Source organism: Streptomyces sp. NBC_01012 (genome assembly GCF_045162755.1).
Classification (GTDB): Bacteria; Actinomycetota; Actinomycetes; order Streptomycetales; family Streptomycetaceae; genus Streptomyces.
In genome coordinates this window covers 2,234,789-2,259,478 of record NZ_CP108688.1, presented here as the reverse complement: position 1 = coordinate 2,259,478, position 24,690 = coordinate 2,234,789, and the positions used below count along the sequence as shown (strand labels likewise).

23 protein-coding genes and 1 pseudogene are annotated in these 24,690 nt (G+C 70.5%); 13 read left to right on the top strand and 11 right to left on the bottom strand.

The features are described 5' to 3' along the window. The first annotated feature begins 176 nt into the window (after window positions 1-176). The 6 genes from OG623_RS09775 to OG623_RS09750 are packed head-to-tail and all read left to right on the top strand — an operon-like array spanning window position 177 to window position 5,943. A complete protein-coding gene (locus OG623_RS09775) occupies window positions 177-1,157 on the top strand; it encodes a Gfo/Idh/MocA family protein (protein WP_406145863.1) in 981 nt (326 codons plus the stop codon). Next, window positions 1,154-2,038 carry a sugar phosphate isomerase/epimerase family protein gene (locus tag OG623_RS09770; protein WP_406145862.1) on the top strand — a complete coding sequence of 295 codons (885 nt, stop codon included), beginning with the start codon at window positions 1,154-1,156 and terminating at the stop codon, window positions 2,036-2,038. The genes OG623_RS09775 and OG623_RS09770 overlap by 4 nt, the downstream gene beginning before the upstream one ends. Continuing rightward, window positions 2,035-3,390: a M20/M25/M40 family metallo-hydrolase gene (locus tag OG623_RS09765; protein ID WP_406145861.1), complete on the top strand. Its 1,356-nt coding sequence runs from the start codon at window positions 2,035-2,037 to the stop codon at window positions 3,388-3,390. Before OG623_RS09770 ends, OG623_RS09765 begins: the two co-directional genes overlap by 4 nt. Beyond that, entirely contained in the window at window positions 3,387-4,562 is a 1,176-nt protein-coding gene (locus OG623_RS09760; protein WP_406145860.1) for an Ldh family oxidoreductase, read from the top strand. Before OG623_RS09765 ends, OG623_RS09760 begins: the two co-directional genes overlap by 4 nt. Next, on the top strand, window positions 4,559-5,521 hold the full coding sequence (locus OG623_RS09755) for a Gfo/Idh/MocA family protein (RefSeq protein WP_406145859.1): 963 nt from the start codon (window positions 4,559-4,561) through the stop codon (window positions 5,519-5,521). The genes OG623_RS09760 and OG623_RS09755 overlap by 4 nt, the downstream gene beginning before the upstream one ends. Further along, the gene (locus OG623_RS09750; RefSeq protein ID WP_406145858.1) at window positions 5,518-5,943 is read left to right on the top strand and encodes a DUF6917 domain-containing protein; all 426 of its coding nucleotides are present in this window, start codon (window positions 5,518-5,520) and stop codon (window positions 5,941-5,943) included. Before OG623_RS09755 ends, OG623_RS09750 begins: the two co-directional genes overlap by 4 nt. Before the next feature lie 61 nt (window positions 5,944-6,004). Here the strand turns inward: OG623_RS09750 and OG623_RS09745 are convergent, their stop codons facing one another. The 3 genes from OG623_RS09745 to OG623_RS09735 all read right to left on the bottom strand — a co-directional run bounded on the left by OG623_RS09745 (window position 6,005) and on the right by OG623_RS09735 (window position 8,396). Beyond that, window positions 6,005-6,535: an EF-hand domain-containing protein gene (locus OG623_RS09745; protein ID WP_406145857.1), complete on the bottom strand. Its 531-nt coding sequence runs from the start codon at window positions 6,533-6,535 to the stop codon at window positions 6,005-6,007. A gap of 191 nt (window positions 6,536-6,726) precedes the next feature. Then, window positions 6,727-8,004, bottom strand: a complete 1,278-nt coding sequence (locus OG623_RS09740) for a nucleotide sugar dehydrogenase (RefSeq protein ID WP_406145856.1) — start codon at window positions 8,002-8,004, stop codon at window positions 6,727-6,729. An 83-nt stretch (window positions 8,005-8,087) separates the two neighbouring features. Further along, window positions 8,088-8,396 carry a hypothetical protein gene (locus OG623_RS09735; RefSeq protein ID WP_406145855.1) on the bottom strand — a complete coding sequence of 103 codons (309 nt, stop codon included), beginning with the start codon at window positions 8,394-8,396 and terminating at the stop codon, window positions 8,088-8,090. Between the two features lie 266 nt (window positions 8,397-8,662). Between OG623_RS09735 and OG623_RS09730 the strand changes: the two genes are divergently transcribed. The 3 genes from OG623_RS09730 to OG623_RS09720 all read left to right on the top strand — a co-directional run bounded on the left by OG623_RS09730 (window position 8,663) and on the right by OG623_RS09720 (window position 10,625). Then, the gene (locus tag OG623_RS09730; RefSeq protein ID WP_406145854.1) at window positions 8,663-9,091 is read left to right on the top strand and encodes a MerR family transcriptional regulator; all 429 of its coding nucleotides are present in this window, start codon (window positions 8,663-8,665) and stop codon (window positions 9,089-9,091) included. Next, window positions 9,088-9,465 (top strand): thioredoxin, encoded by a 378-nt coding sequence (trxA, locus tag OG623_RS09725; RefSeq protein ID WP_406145853.1) that lies wholly within the window; start codon window positions 9,088-9,090, stop codon window positions 9,463-9,465. Before OG623_RS09730 ends, trxA begins: the two co-directional genes overlap by 4 nt. Window positions 9,466-9,668: 203 nt before the next feature. Beyond that, on the top strand, window positions 9,669-10,625 hold the full coding sequence (locus OG623_RS09720; RefSeq protein ID WP_406145852.1) for a CPBP family intramembrane glutamic endopeptidase: 957 nt from the start codon (window positions 9,669-9,671) through the stop codon (window positions 10,623-10,625). 29 nt (window positions 10,626-10,654) lie between these two features. On the opposite strand, the gene OG623_RS09715 is transcribed toward OG623_RS09720, so the two are convergent. From OG623_RS09715 to OG623_RS09695, 5 genes are all read right to left on the bottom strand, one after another. Continuing rightward, the gene (locus OG623_RS09715; protein ID WP_406145851.1) at window positions 10,655-11,383 is read right to left on the bottom strand and encodes a response regulator; all 729 of its coding nucleotides are present in this window, start codon (window positions 11,381-11,383) and stop codon (window positions 10,655-10,657) included. Then, window positions 11,380-12,669, bottom strand: coding sequence for a sensor histidine kinase (locus tag OG623_RS09710; protein WP_406145850.1), 1,290 nt, complete (start codon window positions 12,667-12,669; stop codon window positions 11,380-11,382). The genes OG623_RS09715 and OG623_RS09710 overlap by 4 nt, the downstream gene beginning before the upstream one ends. A 91-nt stretch (window positions 12,670-12,760) precedes the next feature. Further along, entirely contained in the window at window positions 12,761-13,303 is a 543-nt protein-coding gene (locus OG623_RS09705; protein WP_406145849.1) for a hypothetical protein, read from the bottom strand. A 49-nt stretch (window positions 13,304-13,352) separates the two neighbouring features. Next, window positions 13,353-14,126 carry an SDR family NAD(P)-dependent oxidoreductase gene (locus tag OG623_RS09700; RefSeq protein ID WP_406145848.1) on the bottom strand — a complete coding sequence of 258 codons (774 nt, stop codon included), beginning with the start codon at window positions 14,124-14,126 and terminating at the stop codon, window positions 13,353-13,355. Window positions 14,127-14,218: 92 nt separating this feature from the next. Then, window positions 14,219-14,821 (bottom strand): TetR/AcrR family transcriptional regulator, encoded by a 603-nt coding sequence (locus OG623_RS09695; protein WP_406145847.1) that lies wholly within the window; start codon window positions 14,819-14,821, stop codon window positions 14,219-14,221. 112 nt (window positions 14,822-14,933) lie between these two features. Between OG623_RS09695 and OG623_RS09690 the strand changes: the two genes are divergently transcribed. Together OG623_RS09690 and OG623_RS09685 are read left to right on the top strand one after the other, a co-directional pair. Next, entirely contained in the window at window positions 14,934-16,097 is a 1,164-nt protein-coding gene (locus tag OG623_RS09690; protein ID WP_406145846.1) for an epoxide hydrolase family protein, read from the top strand. A 100-nt stretch (window positions 16,098-16,197) separates the two neighbouring features. Continuing rightward, window positions 16,198-17,490, top strand: a complete 1,293-nt coding sequence (locus OG623_RS09685; RefSeq protein WP_406145845.1) for a haloacid dehalogenase-like hydrolase — start codon at window positions 16,198-16,200, stop codon at window positions 17,488-17,490. 48 nt (window positions 17,491-17,538) lie between these two features. Here OG623_RS09685 and OG623_RS09680 read toward each other — a convergent pair whose 3' ends face one another. Together OG623_RS09680 and OG623_RS09675 are read right to left on the bottom strand one after the other, a co-directional pair. Next, on the bottom strand, window positions 17,539-18,093 hold the full coding sequence (locus OG623_RS09680; RefSeq protein WP_406145844.1) for a hypothetical protein: 555 nt from the start codon (window positions 18,091-18,093) through the stop codon (window positions 17,539-17,541). Then, window positions 18,090-20,213: a hypothetical protein gene (locus OG623_RS09675; protein ID WP_406145843.1), complete on the bottom strand. Its 2,124-nt coding sequence runs from the start codon at window positions 20,211-20,213 to the stop codon at window positions 18,090-18,092. Before OG623_RS09675 ends, OG623_RS09680 begins: the two co-directional genes overlap by 4 nt. A gap of 138 nt (window positions 20,214-20,351) precedes the next feature. Here OG623_RS09675 and OG623_RS09670 point away from each other — a divergent pair. Both OG623_RS09670 and OG623_RS09665 read left to right on the top strand, forming a co-directional pair. Next, window positions 20,352-20,678: pseudogene (locus tag OG623_RS09670) on the top strand (haloacid dehalogenase-like hydrolase); the annotation flags it as partial. Between the two features lie 235 nt (window positions 20,679-20,913). Further along, window positions 20,914-21,978, top strand: coding sequence for an RICIN domain-containing protein (locus OG623_RS09665; protein WP_406145842.1), 1,065 nt, complete (start codon window positions 20,914-20,916; stop codon window positions 21,976-21,978). A 250-nt stretch (window positions 21,979-22,228) separates the two neighbouring features. On the opposite strand, the gene glgB is transcribed toward OG623_RS09665, so the two are convergent. Next, on the bottom strand, window positions 22,229-24,652 hold the full coding sequence (glgB, locus tag OG623_RS09660; RefSeq protein WP_406145841.1) for a 1,4-alpha-glucan branching enzyme: 2,424 nt from the start codon (window positions 24,650-24,652) through the stop codon (window positions 22,229-22,231). Between the last annotated feature and the right edge of the window lie 38 nt (window positions 24,653-24,690).

The following is a 24,690-nucleotide window of genomic DNA, read 5'->3' as shown; positions in this document are numbered from 1 at the left end:
CCCTGTACGAACACATACTCGCTCACGCACGTCCATGACGACAAGAAAAACAATCCTCTTCACACGTTGTAGTGCATATCCCTGGCCTGGCTTGACTCTGCTTCGGCCGGGCGGAAAGGGTTCAAGGGTCCAGGAATTCCCCATGCCGAAATCGCCACCACCCTTGAGGAGCCCACGTGTTGCAGCCCCTGGTGATAGGACTCGGCCGCTCGGGAGCCGGACTGCACCTGAAGGCGTTGCGGGAGCTGGCGCGTTCACCGGGCTTCCGTATCGGCCCGGTGATCGGCTGCGACCCGTACCCCGACACCGCGCGCGACCTGTCTGGAGTCACCCTCACCACGTCACCGGCCGAGGCCCTGCGCGCGCTGGGCGACCCGGCCTCCGTCGTGGCGCATGTGTGCACACCGCCGCAGAGCCGCTTGCCGCTGCTGCGCGAGCTGGCCGGTCACGGGGTGCGCAGGATGCTGGTCGAGAAACCCCTCGCTCTGTCGGCCGCCGAACTCGACGCGTTGCGGGAGCTGCGAAGGCACGCCGGTCTGCGCATCGCCGTCGTCACCCACTGGCTGGCATCGGAGCTGACCGCCAGGCTCACCCGCCTGGTGACCGGCCGGCTGTACGGCCCCCTGCTGGCCATCACCGTGGAACAGCACAAGCCCCGCTTCACGAAGTCGCTCACCACGTCCGCCCACCACAGCGCCCTGGAGGTGGAGATCCCGCACGCGCTCGCCCTCGTCGTCCATCTTGCGGGCCCGGCCCGTGTGCTGCGCGCCCACTGCGCGGACCTGCGCGTCGGCAGGCAGCGGCGCCCGGACCTCGGCGGCGCGGAGCTGACCCTGCACCACGACAACGGCGTGCGTACGGCGATCCGTTCGGATCTCACCGCGCCCGTGCGGCGACGCAGCGCCGTCCTCGAATTCCGGGACGCCGAGGTCACCGCGCACTTCCCGGTCGGCGAGGACGACGACCACGCCCAGCTCGTACTGCCCGGCGGTGAACGGCAGATCTTCCGCGACGACGCGTTCCTGGCCCTCTTCCGCACCGCGTACGGGCCCCTGACCGACGGTTCGCCGGCCTTGGACTTCACCGTCGCGGCCGAGGCCGCCCGGCTGCTCTGCGAGGCACGGGCACCCGGCTCCACGGAGCGGGTGACGGCATGACGGTCCGGCCCACGCACCCGCACGTGCTGGCGGGGATCGGCGACGAGGCAGCGCCGTCCCTGGAGGGCCAGTTGTCAGCCGTCCTGGCCCTCGGCTGGGGGGCCGTCGAGCTCCGCTCGCTGGACGGCGTCCCGCTCGCCGACGTACCCACCGCCCGGATCCGCGCCACGGCCCGCCGGCTGGCCGACGCCGAGGTCCGGGTGATCGCCCTCGCCTCCCGTATCGGCAACTGGGCCCGCCCCGTGACCGGTGACTTCGGCCTCGATCTCGACGAACTGCGGGTCATGGAGGAGTGCGCGCTCCTGCTCGACTGCCCACGCGTCAGAGTCATGTCGTACCCCAACGACGGTCTGCCGGAGCGCGAATGGGGCGAGCGGGCGGTCGAGCGCCTGGGCCTGCTGGCCGGCCGGGCCGAGGCGGCGGGTCTCACCCTGCTCCACGAGAACTGCGCGGGCTGGGCCGGCTCCGACGCAGGCCGCACCCTGGACCTGCTGACCGAGGTGAACAGCCCCGCCCTGAAGGTGCTCTTCGACACCGGCAACGGCGTCCCGCACGGATACCGCGCCGCGGACCTGCTGGTCCCCCTGCTCCCGTACGTCGAGCACGTGCACATCAAGGACGCCGTACGCCGGCCCGACGGCACCACGGCGTACGTACTGCCGGGCGACGGGGAGGCCGAAGTGGCGCACTGCCTGCGGAGCCTCACCGCCGCCGGCTACACCGGCCCGCTCTCGCTCGAACCCCACCTGGCGCTGCGTCCGCACGAGGGCCCCCGGCAGCCGGGCGAGGGCGCGACGGACCTCTTCGTCCGGGCGGGCCGCCGGCTGGAAGGGCTCCTGACCGGCCTCACCGCGCCGGAGCCGCAGGGCGCCGCCCCATGACCCCGCCCGGCTGTCCTCCTGCCCCGCCCGGCGGTCCTCTGCTCGACGGAGCCGATCACCACCTGCTCCTCGACCTGCTCACCCTGTACACGGCCGGCCCCCTGGAGGGCGGCACCGCACCGGGGGCGATCCGCTCCGCCCAGCGGCTCTACGCGCGGGCGGCCGACCGGGCCGGAATGCGGGTCGTACGCCATGCCCCGCCCGACCCGGGCTGGCTGGACCGGTCCGCGGTGCCCGCGGTGGTGCGCCGGGCGGCCGAGGCCGACCCCGGATTCCTCGCCGCCCAGCCCAGCCTGCTGCTGCGCCTGGGACCCGTGCTGCCCCGCTCCCGCACGGTCATGTTCAACGTCCACCTCGACACGGTGGCCGGAGCCGAACCCGTGCGGTTCACCGGCGCCCGCTTCCACGGCCGGGGCGCCGTCGACGCCAAGGGACCGGCCGTCGCGCTGCTCGCCGGGATCCGGGCGGCGGCAGCCGCCCGGCCCGAGCTGGGCCGGGACGTGGGCGTCCTGGTGCAGGCGGTCGCCGGGGAGGAGGGCGGCGCGATGGGCACGTACGGCACCCGGCCGCTGCTCGCGGACGGCCACTACGGGCGGCTCAACGTCTTCTGCGAACCCACAGGGCTGCGTTCGCTGCCCCGCTCCACGGCCTCGATGACCGCCCGGATCACCGTGGACGGCGAGGACGCGATCGACGACCGCCCCGAGGCAGGACACAACGCGAGCGTCCTGCTGGGACACCTCGCCCAGCACCTGGGCCACCGGCTCGACGGCGCAGTACCCGGCACCCGGGTCTGCGTAGCCGGGCTGCACACCGGCGAGCTCCACAACCGTGTCTACGGCAGCGGAACGCTGCTGCTCAACCTCTCGTACGGCCACGAGGAGCACGGTCGCCGGCTCGCCGACGCGCTCACCGAAGCGCTCGGGGAAGGCCTGGCCTCGTTCACCGAACGCTTCGCGCGGACAGCCGCGTTCGCGCGTACGGCCAAGGACGCGGAAGCACTCGTAAGGCTCCGCTGGGACAAGCGCGACCTGCCCGCGCTGTACGACGCCGACCCCTGGGCCGAGACCCTGCTCGCCGACGCCGGCGCGGAACAGGCCCCCGCGGAAGACCCCGGCTTCACCTGCGACGCCCTCTGGGCCGGCGGACTGCCCGGGGCCTTCACCACGGTGCTCGGCCCCGGCTCGCTGGACGCCAACCACGCCCACGCGCAGGGCGAGTTCATCGACCTCGACGACCTGGAGGAGTTCGCGCGCGTCGTCGCCCGGCTCCTCGGTGCGTTCGCCGACCGGCCCGCACCCCCGCTCCCCTCCGGGGAAGACCTCTGCCAGAAAGGCGGAACCACCGCGTGACGACCACCATCCCCCGACCCGAGGCGCCCCAGGCCCTCGTCGGCCACGCACGGCTGCTGGACGCCGTCACCGGCCTCTTCGCCCGCCGGGGGCTGCCCATGGCCAGGGCCCGTACGGCGGCCGAGGCACTCTGCCACGGCGACCTCGCCGGATTTCCCTCCCACGGTCTTTTCAACCTGGAGCGGCTCTATCTGCCGCTGCTGGATTCCGGGCGCTGTGACCCGCGCGCCGAGCCGGTGACGGTGAACGACCTGGGGGCCTGCGCCGTCGTGGACCACCGCCGTGCGCTCGGCCTGTGGGCGGCGGCCGAGGCGATGGACGATGCGGTGAACCGCGCGCGGAGCCATGGCATCGGCCTCGTCTCCGTGCGGGGAGGGACGCACTTCGGCTGCGCCGGCTTCCACGCGGCCAGGGCAGCCGCCGCCGGGATGGTGGGCGTCGTGGCGGCCAACTGCGGCGGCCAGCGGCTGGTCCCCGCCCCGGGCGGCGGCCTCCCGCTGCTGGGCACCAACCCGCTGAGCGTGGCCGCGCCCGCCCTGCCCGGCCGTCCCTACGTCCTCGACATGAGCACCACGGTGGTGCCCACCGGGCGGCTACGGCTCGCCGAACGCGAGGGCGCTCAGGTCCCGGAGGGCTGGCTGGAGGACGGGCGCGGCGCGTCCGTCACCGACCCCGGCGCGTACGACAGGGGCGAGGCCCGGCTGCGCTGGCTCGGCGGGGAATCCGGGACGGGCGCGTACAAGGGCTTCGGCCTGGGCCTCGCGGTCGAGGTACTGGCCGCCGGCCTGTCCGGAAGTGCCACAGGACCCGCCCCCGAGGCGCTGGCGGGGGACGGCGCCGCGCAAGGGGTGGACGACGGCGTGGGCTTCCTGATGCTCGCCGTGGACGCCGGGCGGCTGCGCCCCGGCGGGGACTTCACCGAGGCGATGCGGGACCTGTTCGGGACGGTCGCCGACTGCCCCCCGGCCCCGGGTGCGGACGGTGAGGCGCGATACCCCGGCTGGTGGGAGGCGGAGCGCGCGGCGCACCGACGACGCGAGGGCGTCCCGCTTCCCACCGGCCTGTACGAGGAGCTGACGACGCTGGGGCTCTTCGACAGCAACGCGACCACGGGTCACCCGACCACGGGTCACGCGACCGCCGGGTCCGCCACCGGGGAGGAGGCCCGATGAAGGACACCCGCGCCGCCCTCGGCGTGATCGGTCTGGGAGCGATCTCCCGTTACTACCTGGCCGCCCTGGAGCACTCCCCGCACTGGCGGCTCGCCGCGGTGTGCGACGCCCGCCCCGATGCGCTGCGGGAGCGTGGCGGCGGGGCGCCCGGCTGGAGCGACGCCGAGGCCATGGTGCGGGATGCCGGCCTCGACGGGGTGGTCGTCGCCGTCCCGAACGACGCGCACGCCGAGGTGTGCCGGGCTGCCCTGGCGGCCGGCCTCCCGGTCTGCGTGGAGAAGCCGCTGGCCCTGACGGCGGCCCAGGGCCGCGAACTCGTCGCCCTGGCCGGGCGGTCGGAGACACCGCTGCTCACCGCCTTCCACCGCCGCCACAACGACGCCTTCCGGGCGCTGCGGGCGGCCGTGGCCGAGGCGGATTCCCCCGCGCACCGGGTGCGGGTGCGCTATCTGGAGCGCATCGAGGAGCACACGGGCGGCGAGTCCTGGTATCTGGAACCGGAGCGCTGCGGGGGCGGATGCGTCGCCGACAACGGGCCCAACGCCTTCGACCTCGTACGGCAGTTGGTGGGCGATGTCACTCCCGTCGAGTCCCTGATCGGCCGGGACTCGGCGGGGGTGGACCGCAGCGCCCGGGTGGACCTGCGGTCGGCCACCGGGGCAGTGGCGGAGGTGCTGCTCGACTGGTCGTACGCCGGGGAGCAGAAGGACGTCACGGTCACCCTGGCGGACGGCCGCACCCTGCACGCGGACCTCCTCGCGGCCCACCCCGGCTTCAAGGGCTCGCTGTGGCACGAGTACGAGGGCGTACTCGCGGAGTTCGCCGCGCTGCGGGCCGGTGGTGGCTCAGGGGAGGGCGCGTCCGGCGGCCTGGCATGCCTGGACCTGGTGGAGACGGCGTACGCCCAGGAGAAGGCGGCCGCACTGTCGGTCGCCGCCCCGGCGGCGGCCGGCACATGAGGAACACGGCGGAGGACGGCCCCAAGAGGGCGGTGCGGGCCACGCTGGTGAAGGTGCTGCTGCACCGGCGTACGGACCGTGGGATGACCCTGCTGGAGTGGGCGAGCCGCTGTGTGCGGCGGGGCGAGGTCCATGAGCTGGTGGTGACCGACCAGTGGGACCCGCGCCCGGGGGCCCGGATCGACCGGGTCGGCTTCCTCGGCTTCGCGGAGATGGAGTGCGGCGGGGTGGTGGACCGGGGTGACTCCCTGTCCATCGACGGAACCGAACACGGGACGGTGCTCGGCTTCGACGGCTGCCACCTGCCCAACCACTACAACATCCTCATCCACGCCCCCCACCTGCTGACCGGCGCCTCACTCGGCCTGAGCCCGGAACTTCCGGTGACCTTCCGCCAGGGCCCGGCGGACGAACCGGCCTGAGCGGAGCATGCGAAAGGGGGCCGGCGGTCGTCGACCACCGGCCCCTCCGAGCGGTGCTGGATCAGCCCAGCAGCTCGATGTCGAGGCGGCCGTAGTGGTACTCACGCACCACGCGCAGCAGTTCGTCCTCGCTCAGCACACCGTCGCCGTTCGCGTCGACCTTGCGCAGGACCTCGTCGGCCTGGCCGGCCGGCAGGCCGATCGCGACCAGCCACGTCGAGAACTCCTTGCCGTCGAGCACGCCGTCGCCGTTGGCGTCGGAAAGCTGGACGAGGGACTTCACGACCGGGCCGAGCGCCCGGTTGAACGCGGCCTCGCCCTCGCTGAACAGCAGCTGCTCGGTGGCGCGCAGGAAGCCCTCCTCGGAGATCCCGCCCTGGGCGGAACCGCTCTGCTCAGCGAGGTGGGTGTAGAGGGCCTCGAAGGCGTCGCGCAGCCCCTGCACCTCGGGGGCGTTCTCCGCCTTTCCGAAGCCCTGGGCGATCCGGGCGGCTTCCTGGCGGAAGTCGCTGAGCTCAAGGAGGCCGTTGCCGTCGACGTCCCAGCGGGCGAAACGCTTACGCAGACGCTCGTTGGCCAGGGCAGTGCTCATGAATGTTCTCCTCAATTCGTTACGGGTGATGCGGACAAGTGATGCGTCTGGCGCACCAGGCCCCATGGATCCGGCGGACCGGAACCGCGGGGCCGCACGCGCCGCGGAGGGCGCGCGAGCTGGGGGAGAGGCCGCCCACCGGCCTTTCGAGGACGGGGGCGAGGCGGGACGGGAGGGGGAGGGGGAGGGCGTCAGAGCGTGGTGACGAACCTGCCGGTGACGGCGCCCCGGGTGTCGAGCAGGGGCCGGTCGAGGCGCCCGAGCGCCCCGAGGTCGTAACAGGCGTGAGGCTGGAGGAGGATGACGAGGTCGGCGGACGTCAGCGCCTCGTCCAGACCGGTCGCCCGGGGCAGCGCCGTGCCACCCACATGGAAACGGTCCACATACGGGTCGTGGTAGGTGACCAGGGCGCCCGACTCGGCCAGCACCGTCGCGACGCCCCGCGCCGGGGTCTCGCGAATGTCCGCCACATCGGGTTTGTAGGTGACCCCCAGGAGCAGCACCCGGGCGCCGTCGCGCCGGACGCCGTGCTCGTCCAGGAGGCCGAGTGCGCGTCGGGCCACATGCCCCGGCATGGCGTCGACCACCTGGCGGGCGGCATCGAGCAGTCGGAAGGAGAAGCCCTGACGTTCGGCCTCGGCGGCCAGATAGCGGGGATCGACCGGGATGCAGTGGCCGCCGACACCGGGGCCGGGCACGAACCGGCCGAACCCGAAGGGCTTCGTCCCCGCGCAGTGCAGGACGTCCCACACGTCGATGCCGCTCTGCCGGCAGTAGAGCGCCACCTCGTCGACGAGAGCGATGTTGACGTATCGGTAGGTGTTCTCCAGGAGTTTCGCCATCTCCGCCTCCCGGGTGCCTTTCGCGAGGACGATGTCCTTCACGAATGGCGAGTAGAAGGCGACGGCCCGTCTCGCACAGTCGGTCGTGTACCCGCTGACAATTTTCGGAGTGTTCTCCACTCCCCATTTTCTGTTTCCCGGGTCGATGCGCTGCGGGGAATAAGCGAGAGCGAAATCCTGGCCCGCGACGAGCCCGCTGCCCTTTTCCAGGAGCGGTCTCACGACCTCCTCGGTCGTCCCGGGATAACTGGTCGATTCCAGCACCACGAGGGTGCCGGGACCGATCCTCGTGGCCACCTCACTCGTGGCGGCCTCGACCTGTGCGAGATCGGGACCGCCGTCGGCTACGAGCCCGGTGGGGACACAGAGGACCACGGTGCGGGCGCCGCACACGATCTCCGGGTCGGTGCTCGCCCGGAAGTCCTGGCCGAGCATCGCCGTGACATCGGCGTCGCTCACTCCGCCCACGTGCGAGCGCCCCGCGCCGAGTCCGGATGCGACCCGAGCGCTGACATCGAGGCCCAGGACACGAAGACCGGCGGCCGACGCACTGCGCGCCAGCGGCAGGCCGACATGGCCGAGTCCGACGACCACCAGGTCGGCGGGCCCCTCGGCAGGAGGCGCCATGACCTGCTGAGGCACCTGCCCGGACGCCGGCAGGGGCCCGGACGCCGGCAGGGGCCCGCGCCGACTTACCTTCACCTCCGCCATCAGCCGGAGAAGCTGCCGCTGCCGGGGGCGACGTGGGCCCCGTGTCCCGGCTGGACGGTGAGTCCCGGGGTGAGGCAGAAGGGATCCCCGTACACCGTCACGGGCCGCTCGCTGCGGTTGACGAGCACATGCGCGTCGGCGGGGAGCTTGTGGCAGCCACGGGGGCCGGCGTACGTGGTCAGCGGCGCCACCTCGGTACGGAAGACAGTGACCTCACCGGTATCCGCGGGTGCGGCCGAAGCCGTCGGCGCGAATGCGGTGAGAAGTCCCGCAGCGGCGAGAACGACTGCGGTCCCGAAGCGGTGCAATGTTCAACTCAATTCTGTGGTGCATGCGATGTAAAAGCGCACGCGGAGAACTCGCGGACACAGATCATTCTGTGGCCTTTCTCAGGGCTTGATCACCAAGGGCCGGGATATGCACCTGTACGGGTGACGGAATTCGATAAGAAGATCGATGGTGCACGGAGGGTTTCCTGGCGCGGCCCGCCGCCTCTCCCCTCCCCTCCCTTCCCTTCTCCTCCCCTCTCTCCTCCTCTTGCCTTGACGCCCACGTAAAGGATTACTGTCGGGGCATGCGAATCGGGGAACTGGCCGAACGCGCCGGCACGACGACACGGACGCTCCGGTACTACGAGTCACGGGGCCTGCTTCAGGCGCGCCGCGCGGAGAACGGCTACCGCACGTACGAGGAGAGCGATCTGCGGCTGATCCAGCAGATCCGCACCCTCCAGGACTTCGGTTTCGACCTGGAGGAGACCCGTCCCTTCGTCGACTGCCTGCGCGCCGGCCACCCGGCAGGCGACGCCTGCCCGGCCTCGCTGGCCGTCTACCGACGCAAGCTCGGCGAACTGGACTCGCTCATCGGCCAGTTGCAGTCGGTCCGTGCGGAGGTGGGCGCCCAGCTGGCCCGCGCCGAACTGGAGGCGACCGCCGAGCTGCCGGGCGGCCCCGAGCCCCGATGCGAACTGAACGAACCGAACTGGAAGGACGAGACCCGATGATCCACGCAGAAGGCGTAGCCGAGGTCACCGACACGACGTTCGACGCGGAGGTGCTGGAGGCAGGGCTGCCGGTCCTGGTCGAGTTCACCGCCGACTGGTGCGGCCCCTGCCGCCAGCTCGCGCCGGTGCTCAGCGCGATCGCCAAGGAGGAGGCCGACCGCATCAAGATCGTCCAGATCGACGTGGACCACAACCCGGGCATCACCAGCCGCTACGCGGTGCTGTCGATGCCGACGCTGATGGTCTTCCGGGACGGCGAACCGGTGAAGTCGATGGTGGGCGCCCGCCCGAAGCGCCGCCTCCTCCAGGACCTGGAGGAGGTACTTCCGGCGGTGGTCCGAGTCGGCCCGCCCGCCCCTCCTGTGGGGAGTTGAGGACACCCTGGTGGGGTGTATGTCGCTTTTGATGGTCCGTAACCTCCCCTCCGCAGTACGACCCCGGCCGCCGGCTGCGCGCTTGTCCCCCATGAGAGCCACTCGGATGTCCACCGGAGGGTGATGTCCGGCGTGCCCCCCGCTTCCTAGTGTTCCCGGCAGTACAGCGGCCACCGGGCCGCAGGCCGTGGAAGAGGGAAGACATGTCGCGTACATCGCTGCCGGGCACTCAACGACTGAAGGGCCTGTTCTCGCAGACGCCGATCCCGGGTACCCCGACCTCCCTCGTCCCGGCGCGCCGGGTGCTGCCGCCGGGGGTGCGGCTGGCGCTCATGGCGGTGCTGTTCCTCCTCGTCATAGCGCTCGCGTCCGGGGTGCGGTCCATCGCCGGGCACCAGCCGGTCCTCGCCGTTCTGGCCGGAGCCGTGGTCGCGGTGGGCGGCCTGGCGGCCTACGCGGCGGCCGTACGGGCCCTGGAACAGCGCGCCGTGTCCGAGCTGGACCTCGCGAGGGCGGTTCCGGAGCTGCGGACCGGCGGACTCGTCGGGGTCGGCCTCTTCACCGCCACGCTCACCCTGATCGCCGTCTTCGGTACGTACGCTCCGGAGTCCGGCGGCTCGATCGGCGGGATGCTGGCCGTCCTGGGGATGATGGCGGGAGTCGCCGTCACGGAGGAAGTGCTGTTCCGGGGGGTCGTCTTCCGGCTGGTCGAGGAACTCACCGGCACGCGCTTCGCACTGGCCCTGTCGGCCGTGCTCTTCGGCGCCCTCCACCTGGTCAACGAGGGGGCCACGGTCTGGGGCGCCCTCGCGATCGGGATCGAGGGCGGTCTGCTGACGGCCGCCGCCTACGCGGCCACGCGCTCGCTGTGGATGCCGATCGGTATCCACTGGGGCTGGAACTTCATCAGCGGGGGCGTCTTCGGCGCCACGGTCTCCGGCGACGACACGACCCCCGTGGGCCTGGTCCGTGGAGTCTTCTCGGGCCCCAGCGCGATCACGGGAGGCGGCTTCGGACCGGAGGCCGGCATCTTCTCCGTCCTGGTGTGCTCCGTCGCCACGTTCCTGTTCCTGCGTACCGCCCGGCGCCGTGGACGCCTCTACGGCCGCGGTCACTTCCGCGCCGCCCGAGTCGCCGGTACGGAGTCCACGACCTCCTGAACCAGGTCCGGCACGTGTCGTGGCCCGCTTCAGCCCCGCACGGTGACCAGGCCCACCCGGTGGGCGTACACGACCGCCTGCACGCGGTCACGCAGGTCCAGCTTGGTCAGGATGCGCGACACGTACGTCTTGACCGTCTCGCGGCTGATGAACATCCGGTCGGCGATCTCGGCGTTCGACAGCCCTTCGGCGATGAGCTTGAGCACCTCGGTCTCCCGTGGGGCCAGGTCGGGCAGCGGTGGTGGCGCGGCGGGCTCGGGGGCCGCATCGCCGGGGAGGATCCGGTCGGCGAACCTGCCGACCAGGCGACGGGTGACGGCGGGCGCCAGCAGGGATTCGCCCGTGGCGACCGTACGGACCCCGTGCACCAGGTCGCGCGGCGGCGAGTCCTTCAGCAGGAACCCGCTCGCGCCGGCCCGCAGTGCCTCGTACACGTACGCGTCGAGGTTGAAGGTCGTGACCACCAGGACCTTCACCGGGTCGGGGACGTCGGGGCCCGCCAGCAGGCGGGTCGCCCCGATCCCGTCCAGTAGTGGCATCCGGACATCCATGACCACCACGTCCGGGCGCAGCCGTTGCGCGGCCTCCACGGCCGCACGTCCGTCGGCGGCCTCTCCCACGACCTCCAGGTCCGGCTGGGCGGAGAAGATGGTGACGTAGCCGGCCCGCACGAGTGCCTGGTCCTCGCAGACCAGGACCCTGATCGGCGTCTCGGGCCCGGCCCCCGTCGTCCGTATCCCCTCACCAGTCCCGGTCATGTGCTCCTCCTGCGGGAAACGGCCTGCTCACCGGACGGAACGACCGGGATGCGGGCGCTGACGGCGAAGCTGCCGTCCGGGCGGGCGTCGGTCAGCAGTTCGCCGCCGAACACCCCTACCCGCTCACGCAGCCCGATCAGTCCGTGCCCGCCGCCCCGGCCCAGGGGTCTGACCGCGGCGGGCGTGGCGGGGGCCGCGGCAGTGGAGGAGGCTCCCTCGGTGGTCACCTCGACCTCGATGTCGTCGCGCGTGTGGTGGATGGTGACCAGCGTCCTGCGGCCCGGTGCGTGCTTGAGTGCATTGGTCAGGGACTCCTGCACCACGCGGTACGCGGCGAGACCGACGCCCGACGCGGTCGGTGGCTGTTCGCCCGTCTGCGTCAGTTCCACGGGCTGGCCGGCCGCCCGGACCTTCTCGACCAGGTCGTTCAGCCGCGCCGTGTCGTCGGACGCGGTGGCATGGGACGTGGCCTCGACGGACTTCGCATGCTGGGAGAGTGTCGGATCGTCGGACGCGTTCAGCAGGCCCAGCAGATGCTGGAGGTCGGTCAGTGCCTGCCGCCCGGAGTCGCTGATCGCGCCGAGTCCGGTGGCGACCCGGTCCGGGGCGTCGGCGAGCAGGAACTGGGCCGCGTCCGCCTGCACCGTCATCGCGGTGACGTGGTGGGTCACGACATCGTGCAACTCCCGCGCGATGCGGGCTCGTTCACGGGTCATCGCCGCCTCCACGCTGAGGCGCCGCCGCTCCTCCTCGCCCGCCTGCCGGGCCCGTACGGCTCGCCCGGCCGCCCAGCAGCAGATCAGCGCGAGGGGGATGAGGAGGAAGTCGGACGCGTGCAGGGGTGAGCCCCTGTGGTGCAGCCCGAGGGCGAAGAGCACGTAGAGACCGGCGGCACCGGCCGCCACCAGCGCGAGGCGGGCGCCGTCGGCCACCCTGCCGTGCGCCCCGGCGCTGTACAGGGCGATGTACAGCCCCACGCTGGCGAACGACGCCGGGTAGGCGGCCAGTTGGTGCACAGCGAAGGCCCCCGCCACGAGCGCGAGGCACCACCCGGGCCACCGTCGGCGCGCGACCAGCGGCAGCCACAGGAGCAGGGTCACCAGGACACCGGGCACGTCGTACGGGCGCTTCGCCAGGTCCCCGAACTCCGCGCCCAGCGGCGTCATCGCCGGTGCGAACGCCAGGGGTGCCACTACGGCGGTGAACACACCGTCCCGTACGAGCACGTCCAGCGCGTTCCAGCGCGCCACCGCACCGCGAACGCCCTTCACCGGCCTTGACGTCATAGCTTCGAACACGCTGCGAGCCTAGCCTCCCGGCGGGGCCCCGATGTGCCCGGGCGAACACGCTCACGCCTGCCGGTGCTCGACTGCGGTGCTATGTGCCGCACCCCATGGCACGTAGTCCTTCGGGACGGTAGGCCGTGGCGAACTTCTCGAGCTGGGTGCGCTGTTCGCGGGCTCGGTCCGGGGAAACGGACAGGGTGATGTCGAGCACGAAGTTGCTCTTGCTGCCGCGCTTGGGGCACGGGCTCATCGACACGTACCTGCCGTCGGCTATCACGGCGTTACCCGATGTCCCGGACTGCTGTGGATAGGGGCCCACAGGGATCTCTTTCTGGACGTTGAAGTAGTTCTGGTCCCGGACTTCATCCACGTACAGCGTCCTGGATCCGTTCACGGACACGACACAGCGCGAGTTCATCGGATCCCCTATCGACTCCTGCTTGGCCTTGATCTCGCCGCTGGGCAGCAGCGATCTCAGCAGCTCCGGGTCGACCGTGCGGCCGCACAGGGCCTTGGGCGTGATGTCGTCGGCGGTGGGGTCCGCGCCGCACGCCGTCAGCCCCGCCAGGAGGGCTGCGGCGATACCGAGAGCGGGCGCGGCGCGGCGCGTCGTGCGCCGGGGTGCGGTGGTCATGGAGGAGCTGTACCTTCTGTCCGGTCGGTGATGCTGTACGTCTGCGACGTCAGCCGGCCGTCCACCCTCCGTCCACGGCCAGTGCCGAACCCGTGGCGAAGGAGGCGCGGTCGCTGCACAGCCACAGAGCCGCCTGGGCGATCTCGACGGGATCCGCCATGCGCTTCTGCATCTGCCTCGAGATGAACGCTGCCTCCAACTCAGGGTACGCCTCGACGGCTTGGCTGATCATGTCCGAGCGAGTGGTGCCGACGACGAGGGAGTTGATGCGGATGTTGTGCTCCGCGTACTCGGCCGCCGCCGCCCTGGTCATCCCGAGCACCGCGTGCTTCGCCGCGACGTAGGGGACGGGGGCCCCGGTGGCACCCACGGCGGCGGTGCTGGACGTGTTGACGATCGCGCCCTTCCCCGCTGCGAGCATCACCGGGATCTGTGAACGAAGGCAGTTCCAGGTGCCGTTGACGTTGACGGCCATCGAGCGGTCGAAGATCGCCTGGTCGAGCTCATGCAGGGGAGACAGATCCGCGCCGGAGAACCCGGCGTTGTTGAAGGCCGCGTCCAGTGCCCCGAAGTGCTCCACGGCCGCGTCCACGGCGTGCTGTACGTCCTGGGCGACCGATACATCGCCCGTGCTGATCGCCGCCCGGCCACCCGAATCGTTGATCTCCTCGGCCAGTTGCTTCAGCACGTCCTCGCGGCGCGCCATCAGAAGGACGGCCGCACCCTCGGCGGCGAAGAGCCGGGCTGCCGCCTCCCCGATACCGCTCGACGCACCCGTGATCATGACGCTCTTGCCGGCCAGCATTCCCTTGGTGTCACTCATGCGGTGAGTCAACTCCCTGATCCGCTCAAGAGATAGCCCTCAGAACGTGTCCGGGCGGTCCGGGGGGCGGTGTTCGCGGAAGTGTCACGCCGTCAGGGCTGGTCGCCCACGAGGGCGATCGCACGCGTCTCGGGGACGCCCAGCATCAGCAGGCTGGAGATCGTCGCCGCTCGGGCACCAAGGGGCGGCCCGTCCGACAGGTCGCTGTCGGCGATGGCGAACACGACGCCGTAGGCGATCTGGCTCAGGGCGGCTGCCGGCAGGTGTTGTGCGAAAACGGCGCTGTCCTGGCCGCGTTTCACCAGGTCGCCGAGGAGCTCGTCGAGTGGGCCGAGCAGGCTGTGGATCGCCTCGCCGTACTCGCCCCGGCGCAGCGCCAGCAGCACTCGGTAACGGTGCGTCACCGGCCAGAGGCGGGTGATGAATTCGGCCCACGTCGCGTCCGCTTCGGCACCGGAGGCGTTGACTTCCGTGAGCACGGCCGTCATCTCGGTAACCGCTCGTTCCGTGAGCGTGCGAACCAGGTCGAGGCGCGAGGGGAAATGGCCGTAGACGGTGCGGCGGACGACGCCGGCGGTGGAGGCGATGTCGCCCATCCCGGCGTCGGGGTTCTCCCCCAGCACATCGAGGGCGACGTCGAGGATGCGATTGCGCGTCTCGTTCATCGAGCGCGTGCGGGGGGACTCGGTGGGCACGACACCATTGTTGCACACCCCTGTGCAGTGAAGTAGATTGCACACCCATGTGCAACGGGGAGTTGCGCAACGGAGAGTTGTGCTGTGCTTCGAAGACCAGGAGAAGATGGCGATGACCGCACCGACGCCGCCGGCCTCGACCCATGTCCGCCCGTTCACCGTCTCGATCCCGGATTCGGAGATCGACGACCTGAAGCAGCGACTGGCCAGGACCCGGTGGCCGGACCCGGAAACGGTGGGCGACTGGTCGCAAGGGGTTCGCGTGGAGAACGCCAGGTCGCTGGTCGACCACTGGGAGCGCGGCTACGAGTGGCGGCGGTTCGAGTCCGAACTCAATCGCTTCCCTCAGTTCCTGACCGAGATCGATGGTCTTGACATCCATTTCATCCATGTCAGGTCCAAGAACCCCGACGCGATGCCGCTGATACTCACGCATGGATGGCCGGGCTCGATCGTTGAGTTCCTGAAGCTGATCGGCCCGCTGACCGATCCGGTCTCCTTCGGAGGGGACGCCGCCGATTCGTTCGACGTCGTCGTCCCGTCGCTCCCGGGGTTCGGGTTCTCCCAGAAGCCCACGGAGACCGGGTGGACCGTATCGCGCATCGCAAGCGCGTGGGCGGAGCTGATGAAGCGTCTCGGCTACACGAGATGGGCCGCGCAAGGCGGCGACTGGGGCGCCGTCGTCACCACCGCACTCGGGGCCATGAAACCTGAGGGGCTGCTCGGAATTCATCTGAACACCCAGTACGCCTTTCCCGCGCGGATACCCGACACCCTGTCGCCCGAACAGCGCTACGCCGTGGAGACCCTGGCCCTCTACGACGGTGATCTCGGTGGGTCGAACCACCTTCAGCGCACGAAGCCGGAGACGGTCGGTTTCGCCCTGGCGGACTCTCCCGCCGGCCAGGCGGCCTGGATCTACGAGAAGTTCCAGTCCAAGACCGACAACCACGGGCTCGCCGAGGACGTCCTCAGCATGGACGACATGCTCGACGCGATATCCCTCCACTGGTTCACCAACAGCGCGGCGTCGTCCGGCCGCATCTACTGGGAGAACAGATCGGGCACCCTCGCAGGCCCGAAGCTGACGCTTCCGGTCGCGGTGACCGTCTTCCCGAAGGACATCCCGCGCCTGCCACGCAGCTGGATCGAGGACACCTACAGCAATCTGATCCACTACGGCGAGGCCGACAAGGGCGGGCACTTCGCGGCCTTGGAACAGCCCGGGATCCTGGTCGGCGAAATCCGCACAGGCCTGCGCACCCTGCGTTCCTGACGCCGACGCGCGAGCGGCGGAGGAGCACACGCGGCCCGTGTCCACGAAGTGCTGTGTGCCTCCTCAACATCGCGGAAACACTGATGTACGGTCCACTCGCATGCGAACCCGACCTGTACTCGCGTGGACCTCAGCCGTGACCGCGGCGTTCGCGGTCGCGGCCGCTGCCGGCCCCGTGGCCGCCGCCGCCCCGGCCGCCCCGGAGTCCGTGACGCCGAAGGCCCACTGTCCTCAACTCTCCGACGAACTCACCTGGTACGGCGACAACCGCGCCCGGTTGCAGCGCGTGATCGACGAGCGCGGCACCTGCCACGGCAAGGGCGGACCGCGCCCGGTCGCGGCGTTCGACTGGGACAACACCATCACCAAGAACGACGTCACCGACGCCACCATCAGCTGGTCCCTGCGGCACGACAAGATCCTGCGGCCCGCGCGCTGGAAGGACACCAGCAAGTGGCTGACCGACACCGGTGAGAAGGCCCTGACCAAGGCCTGCGGTACCGACGGCGAGGTGGGGGCGCCCCTGCCCACCTCGACCAACGACCGCTGCGCCGACGAGATCCTCCAGATCCGGGAGGACGGCACCACGATGAGCGGTGAGGCCGCCTTCGCGGGGGAGTGGAACCACCGGCGCACCGTCCCGCAGTACGCGTGGGTGCCCCAGCTGTTCGCCGGGCACACTGTCCCCGAGCTGCGCGCGTACACGGCCGCCGCCCGTAAGGAGGCACTCGCCGCGCCTGTCGGTGCGACCCGCACCGTCGGCACCCACGTGCTCCCCGCCTACGTCCGTTACTACGAGCAGCAGCGCGACCTCGTCGGTACGCTCCGGAAGGCCGGCTTCGACGTCTGGATCGTCTCGGCGGGCTCCGAGCCGGTCACCGAGGTCTGGTCGCGTGGCATCGGCATCGACCGCGCGCACACCGTCGCCATCCGCTCCGTGCTCGACCGCAAGGGCCGCATCACGACCCGCAACGAGGGCTGCGGCGGGGTGGGCGTCACCCAGGGCGAGGCCATCCCGTACATCGACGGCAAGCGGTGCTGGATCAACCAGGAGATCTTCGGGATCCATGGCCCGGCCGCCTGGAGCAAGCAGGCCCCGCACCGGCGGATCGCGCTCGGCGGCGGTGACGCCGACACCGACGTGACGTTCGTCGGCGACGCCACCGGCGCGCACCTCGTGCTCAACCGCAACAAGAACGAGGTGATGTGCCGCGCCTACGACAACGCCGACGGCCGCTGGGTCGTGAACCCCATGTTCATCGAGCCGCTGCCCCGCAAGGACACCCCCTACCCCTGCGCGACGGCCGCCTACAACGAACCCGAAGGCGGCTTCGGCCCCGTACTGCGCCGCGACGGCAGCGTCGTACCGGACCAACAGGACACGGTGTACTGACCGGCTCCACCGGCCGGGTCCCGGGAATCATCCCGAGACCCGGCGTGCCTACTTGGTGCACCCCATGGCGCGTAGCCCTTCCGGTTCGTAGGCGGTGGCGAACTTCTCCAACTGGGAGCGCTTCTTGCGGGCCTGGTCGAGAGGAATGGACAGAGTGACCCTGAGGATGTAGTTGCTCTTGCTGCCACGTTTGGGACACGGACTCAGCGAAACGTACGCATCGTCGGTTATTGCCGCGTTCCCCGTCCCGGACGGTTGCGGATCGCGGTCGGTGGAGTTCTTCTCCAGATCCTTCAGTACATCGAAGTAATTCTGGTCCCTGTACTCCACCATGGTCAGGGCTCTGGATCCGTCCACGGATACGACACAGTTCGACTTCTTCGGATCCCCGACCGACTCCTGCTCGGCCTTGACCTTCTCCCCGCTCGGCAGCAGCGGCTTCAGCAGGTCGGGGTCGACGGTGCGGTCGCACAGGGCTTCGGGGGTCGCGGAGCCGGTGGAGTCCGTGCATGCCGTGAGCCCTGTGAAACCCGTCAGGAGGGCCGCTACGACGACGAGACCGGTTGAGGCACGGCGTGTGGCGTGCCGAGGTGCGGTGATCACTCCGGGTCACCCGCTATGCGGTTGGCGGTGCTGTTTCCGTTGAACGCCGAATTCCCGCTGACGCCCTCGCGCATGTACTCATTTCCTTCCTGGGACAGCTTGTGGTCGGGATTGACCGACGACCACTCTTCTCCCAAGGCCGCCAGATAGGTCTGCCTGGAGTCGAAGGTCTCACTGACGTCGATTTTCGCCTCGTCGTCGATTCGGTTCTGCTCCTCGAGCTGCCACGCGTACGCTGCCGAGTCCACCCCGCGCTGGACGGCGTCGCCCACGACAGGGATGAAGTTCGCGACTCCGCCCACTGCGTGATAGCCCCACTTGGCAGGCCAGGACGGGTCGTCCTTGTCGGTCACGATCGCGTGATAGCGAGCCGATTCCATGAAGCCGACGGACTGTCCCGCTCTCTGCAGTTCCTCCTCGGGGTCGCCTTGGTGCTCGGCGTGGAAGTCGGCGATGATCGCCTGGTTCAGGCCCTCCGTCAACATGCCGTAGGCGTCCTGGTCGCGGGAGACCTGTGTCGATACTTCGAGCAGCTGCTCGTAGTCCAGCGGGGTGCCGTGCTTGTTCAGCGAGCTCGCCGTCTGGTGCACTTCGTCGCCGTAGTTCCCCAGGAGGGCGGCCATGTCGTCGCGGAGCTCCGGCGGGAAATCGTCTCCCTTGCCGGAGAGTCGACTCAACGCGCCTTCCAGAACCTCGTGTTGGGCGTCGGTGTGCTCGTACGAGGTGACGACGTTCGGCTGGTCCGGGTTCAGGCCGGTGCCCGCCGCCAGGAGGGCCTTGCCCAGCGCGTCCCGTGACTGCACCGTCCCGTCGCCCTTGCCGAAGGGGTCGTCCTCGTCGTAGAAGGCGCGGTCCTTCAGGAGGTAGTCCGCCATGTCATCGTTGTTGAAGAGTTCCGTGGCGAATTCAGGGTTGTGGGACGTGGCCGTGAGGAAGCCGGACATCGGGTCGCTGCCCGGTTCGCCGAAGTCGCCGTCCGCTCCCTTGCTGGTGTAGTCGAGCTGTGCGGCGACGCCGGGGTTGCCCCAGTAGTCCTTCGGGTCGAAGGGTTCCTTCTCCTTCTCGAAGGAGCGCAGTGCGTTGCCGTAGTCGTTGAGGAAGCCCTTGTCGAAGGACCCCTTGACCATCAGATTGCTCATGATCTGGAAGCCGTACGGCTTGACCATGAGGCCCTCGTGGCCGTACTGCTTGCTGCCCGCCGCGATCATGTCCTTCTTCCACGCCTCCATCTCGGGGGTGTGGCTGTGCGTCGCGTTGGCCAGGGACATGCTGAGGTTCTGCTGCACATCGCCCAGGAGCTTGGCCCGCTCGCCGTCGGGCACGTCGCCATGGCCGGGGTCGGCGAGGTCGCGCCAGAGCTGGAGGGTGCCGTCGGCGCGCAGGCCGGTGGCGAAGGTCTCGGTGAAGCCGGGGTTGTCGCGCTGGTTCTTGAGCATCTCGTCGAACCTGCGGAGCTTGTCGTCGTCCCAGTCCTCGACGTGCCCCTTGGCGATCTCCTTGCGCCAGTACTCGGCGTCCGCCTTGCCCTGCTGAGCGTCGGCCTGCTTGAGGCTGTCGGGGCCCTTCTCGGTGAAGTCGTGAGCGTCCTTCGCGAGTTTGCGCAGGGCGCGCGCGGCGATCCGGTCGGTCTCCGTCGCCTCCCACAGGATGCGGGTGATCCGGCGCTGAGCAACACCGAGTTCGTCCTCGGTCGGGGTGTGGATGTCGCCGTCGCCCGCCGCCGCACCGGAGGGCACGGACGCCCTGACCGTGCCGTTGCCGTTCACGCCGATGTTGCTCTTCGCGAGGCTGTCGATGGCCGTGCGCAGGTCTTGTTTATGCTTCGTGAAGTCGGTGTGCGCGTCCCGCAGGATTCCCAGGACACTCTTCGCCTCTTCGGCGGCATCGCTGAACTGTTTCGCCGTCTTCGTCACGAACTCTCGGGTGATGGTGGCGTTTTCGCCCTTCCAGTCCGCCGCGTTCGCCTGCTGTTCCAGGGTGCTCGCGCTGACTGAGCCGTTGCCGCCGGTAGCAAGGGTGTTCAGACGCCCCTGCATCGTTTCCCACTCCGACACGGCTGTGCCGAGCGTGCCGAGACGGAGGCTGGTCAGCTCGTCGACCGTCATCGTTTCCGTTGCCATGTGAAGTTCGGCCCCCCGGGTCTGCCGTCGCCGTGCTGCGGGCATCGGACGTGTCCGCAGCCCTTAACGTACTTGGTCGGCCGCGGCGTCGTCATGCCGCGTTCTGCGGAGCATTCCCGTTCCGTTGTGCGACCCCGGGATCGGGCAGGGCACACCGTCCCCGAGCTGCGCGCGTACACGGAGGCCGCCCGTGAGGAGGCACTCGCCGCGCCTGTCGGTGCGACCCGCACCGTCGGCACCCACGTGCTTCCGGCCTACGTCCGTTACTACGAGCAGCAGCGCGACCTCGTCGGTACGCTCCGGAAGGCCGGCTTCGACGTCTGGATCGTCTCGGCGGGCTCGGAGCCGGTCACCGAGGTCTGGTCGCGTGGCATCGGCATCGACCGCGCGCACACCGTCGCCATCCGCTCCGTGCTCGACCGCGAGGGCCGCATCATGACCCGCAACGAGGGCTGCGACGGGGTACAACGAACCCGAAGGCGGCTTCGGCCCCGTACTGCGCCGCGACGGCAGCGTCGTACCGGACCAACAGGACACGGTGTACTGACGGCCGGCAGGGCAACGGCCGGGCCGTCGTCGGCCAGACACCGTCGTAAGTCGGTCAAAGGCACCGCAGTCCCCCGCGACGGATGGCGGGCTTCACTAGCGTGAGGCCCGCCATCGCTTCATCAGCGGCACACCGATCGCAGGGGGACACATCATGGAATCGCGTGCAGGCAGAGCCTTACCCAGGGCGCTCGGCGTCCTCGTGGCCGCACTGGCCGTCATACTCGGGCTGACCGCGCAGGCGGGCGCGGCCCCGGCCGGCGGGGTGTCGGCGTCAGGACTGACCGGCCTGACGTTCACCTCGGTCAACAGCGGCCGCAACCTCGACGTGCAGAACGGCAACACGGGCGACGGGGTCTTCGTCGTCACCAACGCGGCGCCGGGCTACCACCAGCAGTGGACGGCCGACGTCCAGGCCGACGGTGCGTTCCGGCTCGTCAACGACGACACCGGCAAGTGTCTGGCCACGGGCCTTCCGCTCGCGCAGCGGGCCTGCGCCGGAACGGCAGCTCAGCGCTGGTACTTCCAGCCCGTCGCCGGTGCCGAGAACACCTTCATGATCCGCAACGCCGGTGACAACAAGTGCGTCGACGTCGTCCTCGCGGCCCAGAACGACGACGCGTGGACCCAGACCTACGACTGCAACGGCAGCAAGGCCCAGCAGTGGAGCATCCCCGCCTCGGCCACCGCGGACGCGTTCGACGCCGCCGTGGACTACGCCTCCAAGCGCTGCCAGAAGGACGAGGCGACCTGCTCCTGGACGAAGGGCACCCAGGCCCCGGCAGAGCCGCTGCCCGTGCAGTGCGTCTCGCCCGTCTGGTACAACGGCACCGCGGCCTCGGTGCCGTGGACGTTCTCACTGTCCACCGAGCACGGCTGGTCCAGCGAGATCAGCGTCTCCTTCGAGTCGAGCCTCACCGTGGGCGATCCGAGCCCCGTTCAGACGAAGATCGCTCTCACCACCACGGGCAAGGTCACCTACAGCCTCAGCGAGACCCTCGGCAACAGCCTGGAGATCGCCGTGCCGTCCGGCCACTACGGTTGGGTGGCGCTCTCGGAGCTGGCGACGAAGGTGACCGGTGACTGGACCTTCGACGCGAACGGCTACCCGTGGCAGGCGCACGACACCGTCACCGTGCCACTGACCAGCGACGACCAGGGTCACGCCAGCGTCTACCTGGCGAAGACCGGGCCGGAGTTCACGACCTGCGGCGGCTGATCCGCCGGGGCCCGCACCGCGTACACATGGGGGGTGATGTTCGATCATCGTCGACGGTGAGACCGGTCTGTGGCGCCGCGGATCGGCTGCGAGGCGGGGCTCGGAGTGAGGTTACGGACCGTGCACCGCCCCGAAAGCCGAGGTCGCGGGAGGTGCACGTGTCCGTAACCTCCCTTCGACCGGGCCTCCCGGCGCCCCGGGGCCCGCGCCACGGGTTCGTGGTGCGGGCCCCGGCGCAGCCGCTGTGCGGTCAGGCCGGGCGCAGCCACACCGTCGCCAGGGGTGGGAGCGTCAGGGTGATGCTGGTGTCGCGGCCGTGCGCCGCGACCGACTCCGGCTTCAGCGGTTCCTCGTTGCGTACGTCGCTGCCGCCGTAGCGCGCCGCGTCCGTGTTGAGGACCTCGACCCAGGCCTCGGGTCCTTCCGGCACGCCGATGCGGTAGTCCTGGCGGACCACCGGGGAGAAGTGCGAGACCGCGATCAGCGGTGAGCCGTCCGCGTCGTAGCGCACGAACGAGAACGCGTTGTCCTCGGCCGCCCCGCCGTCGATCCAGGAGAAGCCGCCCGGGTCGGTGTCCCGCTGCCAGAGCGCGGGCAGCGCGTTGTACACGGCGTTGAGGTCCGTGACCAGGTTGCGTACGCCGCGGTGGTCGCCGGAGGCCTCGTACGTCTCGTCCAGCAGCCACCAGTCCGGGCCGTGTCCCTCCGACCACTCCGCGCCCTGAGCGAACTCCTGGCCCATGAACAGGAGTTGTTTGCCCGGGTGGGCCCACATCCAGCCCAGGTAGGCACGGTGGTTCGCGCGCCGCTGCCACCAGTCGCCGGGCATCTTGCTGACCAGTGCCTGCTTGCCGTGCACCACCTCGTCGTGCGAGATGGGCAGCACGTAGTTCTCGCTGTACGCGTACACCATCGAGAAGGTCATCTCGTTGTGGTGGTACCTGCGGTGGATCGGCTCCTTGGAGACGTACACCAGCGAGTCGTGCATCCAGCCCATGTTCCACTTCAGGCCGAAGCCCAGGCCGCCGTGGTCCGTGGCGCGGGTGACGCCGTCCCAGGCGGTGGACTCCTCGGCCATCGTGACGACACCGGGGTTACGGCGGTAGACCGTCGCGTTCATCTCCTGGAGGAAGCTGACCGCGTCCAGGTTCTCCCGGCCCCCGAACTCGTTCGGCGACCACTGGCCGTCCTCGCGGGAGTAGTCGAGGTAGAGCATGGAGGCGACCGCGTCGACGCGCAGCCCGTCGATGTGGAACTCCTCGCACCAGTAAGTGGCGTTGGAGACAAGGAAGTTACGGACCTCCTTGCGGCCGTAGTCGAACTCCAGGGTGCCCCAGTCCGGGTGGGCGGCCCGGTTCGGGTCGGAGTGCTCGTACAGCGGGCGGCCGTCGAACTCGGCGAGTGCCCAGTCGTCGCGCGGGAAGTGCGCGGGCACCCAGTCCATCAGGACGCCGATGCCGGCCGCGTGCAGCGCGTCGACCAGGAAACGGAAGTCGTCCGGGGTGCCCATGCGGGACGTCGGCGCGTAGAAGCCGGTGACCTGGTAGCCCCAGGAGCCGCCGAAGGGATGCTCGGACACCGGCATCAGCTCGACGTGGGTGAAGCCGAGCTCCTTGACGTACGCGGGGAGTTGGGCCGCGAGCTGGCGGTAGCCGAGGCCGGGGCGCCAGGAGGCGAGGTGGATCTCGTAGACGGAGAACGGGGACTCGTGGACCGGGCGGTCACCGCGGTGGGCCATCCAGTCCGCGTCCTGCCACACATGGTGCGAGGCCGTGACCACCGAGGCGGTGGCCGGTGGCACCTCGGTGCGCCGGGCCATCGGGTCGGCCCGCTGGGTGTGCGACCCGTCGGGCCGGCAGATGTCGTACTTGTAGACGGCACCCTCGCCGACGCCGGGGAGGAAGACCTCCCACACGCCGGTGGATCCGAGCGAGCGCATGGGGGAGGCCGTGCCGTCCCAGTAGTTGAAGTCGCCCATGACACGGACACCGCGCGCGTTCGGCGCCCAGACGGTGAAGCGGGTGCCCGGCACCCCCTGGTGCTCCATCGGCTGCGCGCCGAGTGCCTTCCAGAGCTCCTCGTGCCGTCCCTCGCCGATCAGATGCAGATCGAGTTCGCCGGTGGCGGGCAGGAAGCGGTACGGGTCCTCCACCTCGATCGTGGCGTCGTCGTAGGTGACCTGGAGGCGGTACGCGGCCGGCACGGCGGGCAGTGCCAGGACCCCGGAGAAGAAACCGTCGCCGTCGCTCTGCAACTCGGCCCGCTCGCCCCCGTCCGGCACCACGGTCACCGAGCGCGCGAAGGGGCGCAGGGTCCGGAAGAGGACGCCGCCCGCCGCCGGGTGCGCGCCCAGGACGCCGTGCGGGTCGTGGTGCTCACCGGCCAGCAGCCGGCCCCGGTCCGCGTCGTCCAGGACGGTGGCGGGCAGGACGTTCTTGCTGCCTCCGCCGCGCCTGGGGCGGGGCGGGGTCCCGGAGGCCGGGGCAGCGGCGGCCGTCTTCCTGGCCCGGGCGCGCTTGGCCGGCGCCGGGGGCGTGTCGGCGGGCGCCTCCGAGGGCGTTTCGGCGGGGACGGGCGCCGCGGCGGCGGTGGTGACCTCGGTGGTCACCGGCTTGGCCGTGGACGGGACCTCGATGGGATCGGACGGCTTGCGGGACGGCTTGCGGGCGGTCACGGAGACTGCCTCCTAGAAAGGCTGGAAGGGAGGGGGAG

Excerpts from the sequence above, each read along its gene's own strand:
- OG623_RS09720 (WP_406145852.1), top strand. The coding sequence starts at position 9,669 with ATGTCGCGTACATCGCTGCCGGGCACTCAACGACTGAAGGGCCTGTTC.
- OG623_RS09690 (WP_406145846.1), top strand. The coding sequence starts at position 14,934 with ATGACCGCACCGACGCCGCCGGCCTCGACCCATGTCCGCCCGTTCACC.
- OG623_RS09665 (WP_406145842.1), top strand. The coding sequence starts at position 20,914 with ATGGAATCGCGTGCAGGCAGAGCCTTACCCAGGGCGCTCGGCGTCCTC.
- OG623_RS09710 (WP_406145850.1), bottom strand. The coding sequence starts at position 12,669 with ATGACGTCAAGGCCGGTGAAGGGCGTTCGCGGTGCGGTGGCGCGCTGG.
- OG623_RS09740 (WP_406145856.1), bottom strand. The coding sequence starts at position 8,004 with ATGGCGCCTCCTGCCGAGGGGCCCGCCGACCTGGTGGTCGTCGGACTC.
- OG623_RS09755 (WP_406145859.1), top strand. The coding sequence starts at position 4,559 with ATGAAGGACACCCGCGCCGCCCTCGGCGTGATCGGTCTGGGAGCGATC.
- trxA (WP_406145853.1), top strand. The coding sequence starts at position 9,088 with ATGATCCACGCAGAAGGCGTAGCCGAGGTCACCGACACGACGTTCGAC.
- OG623_RS09750 (WP_406145858.1), top strand. The coding sequence starts at position 5,518 with ATGAGGAACACGGCGGAGGACGGCCCCAAGAGGGCGGTGCGGGCCACG.
- OG623_RS09685 (WP_406145845.1), top strand. The coding sequence starts at position 16,198 with ATGCGAACCCGACCTGTACTCGCGTGGACCTCAGCCGTGACCGCGGCG.
- OG623_RS09700 (WP_406145848.1), bottom strand. The coding sequence starts at position 14,126 with ATGAGTGACACCAAGGGAATGCTGGCCGGCAAGAGCGTCATGATCACG.
- OG623_RS09745 (WP_406145857.1), bottom strand. The coding sequence starts at position 6,535 with ATGAGCACTGCCCTGGCCAACGAGCGTCTGCGTAAGCGTTTCGCCCGC.
- OG623_RS09770 (WP_406145862.1), top strand. The coding sequence starts at position 1,154 with ATGACGGTCCGGCCCACGCACCCGCACGTGCTGGCGGGGATCGGCGAC.
- OG623_RS09730 (WP_406145854.1), top strand. The coding sequence starts at position 8,663 with ATGCGAATCGGGGAACTGGCCGAACGCGCCGGCACGACGACACGGACG.
- OG623_RS09675 (WP_406145843.1), bottom strand. The coding sequence starts at position 20,213 with ATGGCAACGGAAACGATGACGGTCGACGAGCTGACCAGCCTCCGTCTC.
- OG623_RS09765 (WP_406145861.1), top strand. The coding sequence starts at position 2,035 with ATGACCCCGCCCGGCTGTCCTCCTGCCCCGCCCGGCGGTCCTCTGCTC.
- OG623_RS09715 (WP_406145851.1), bottom strand. The coding sequence starts at position 11,383 with ATGACCGGGACTGGTGAGGGGATACGGACGACGGGGGCCGGGCCCGAG.
- OG623_RS09705 (WP_406145849.1), bottom strand. The coding sequence starts at position 13,303 with ATGACCACCGCACCCCGGCGCACGACGCGCCGCGCCGCGCCCGCTCTC.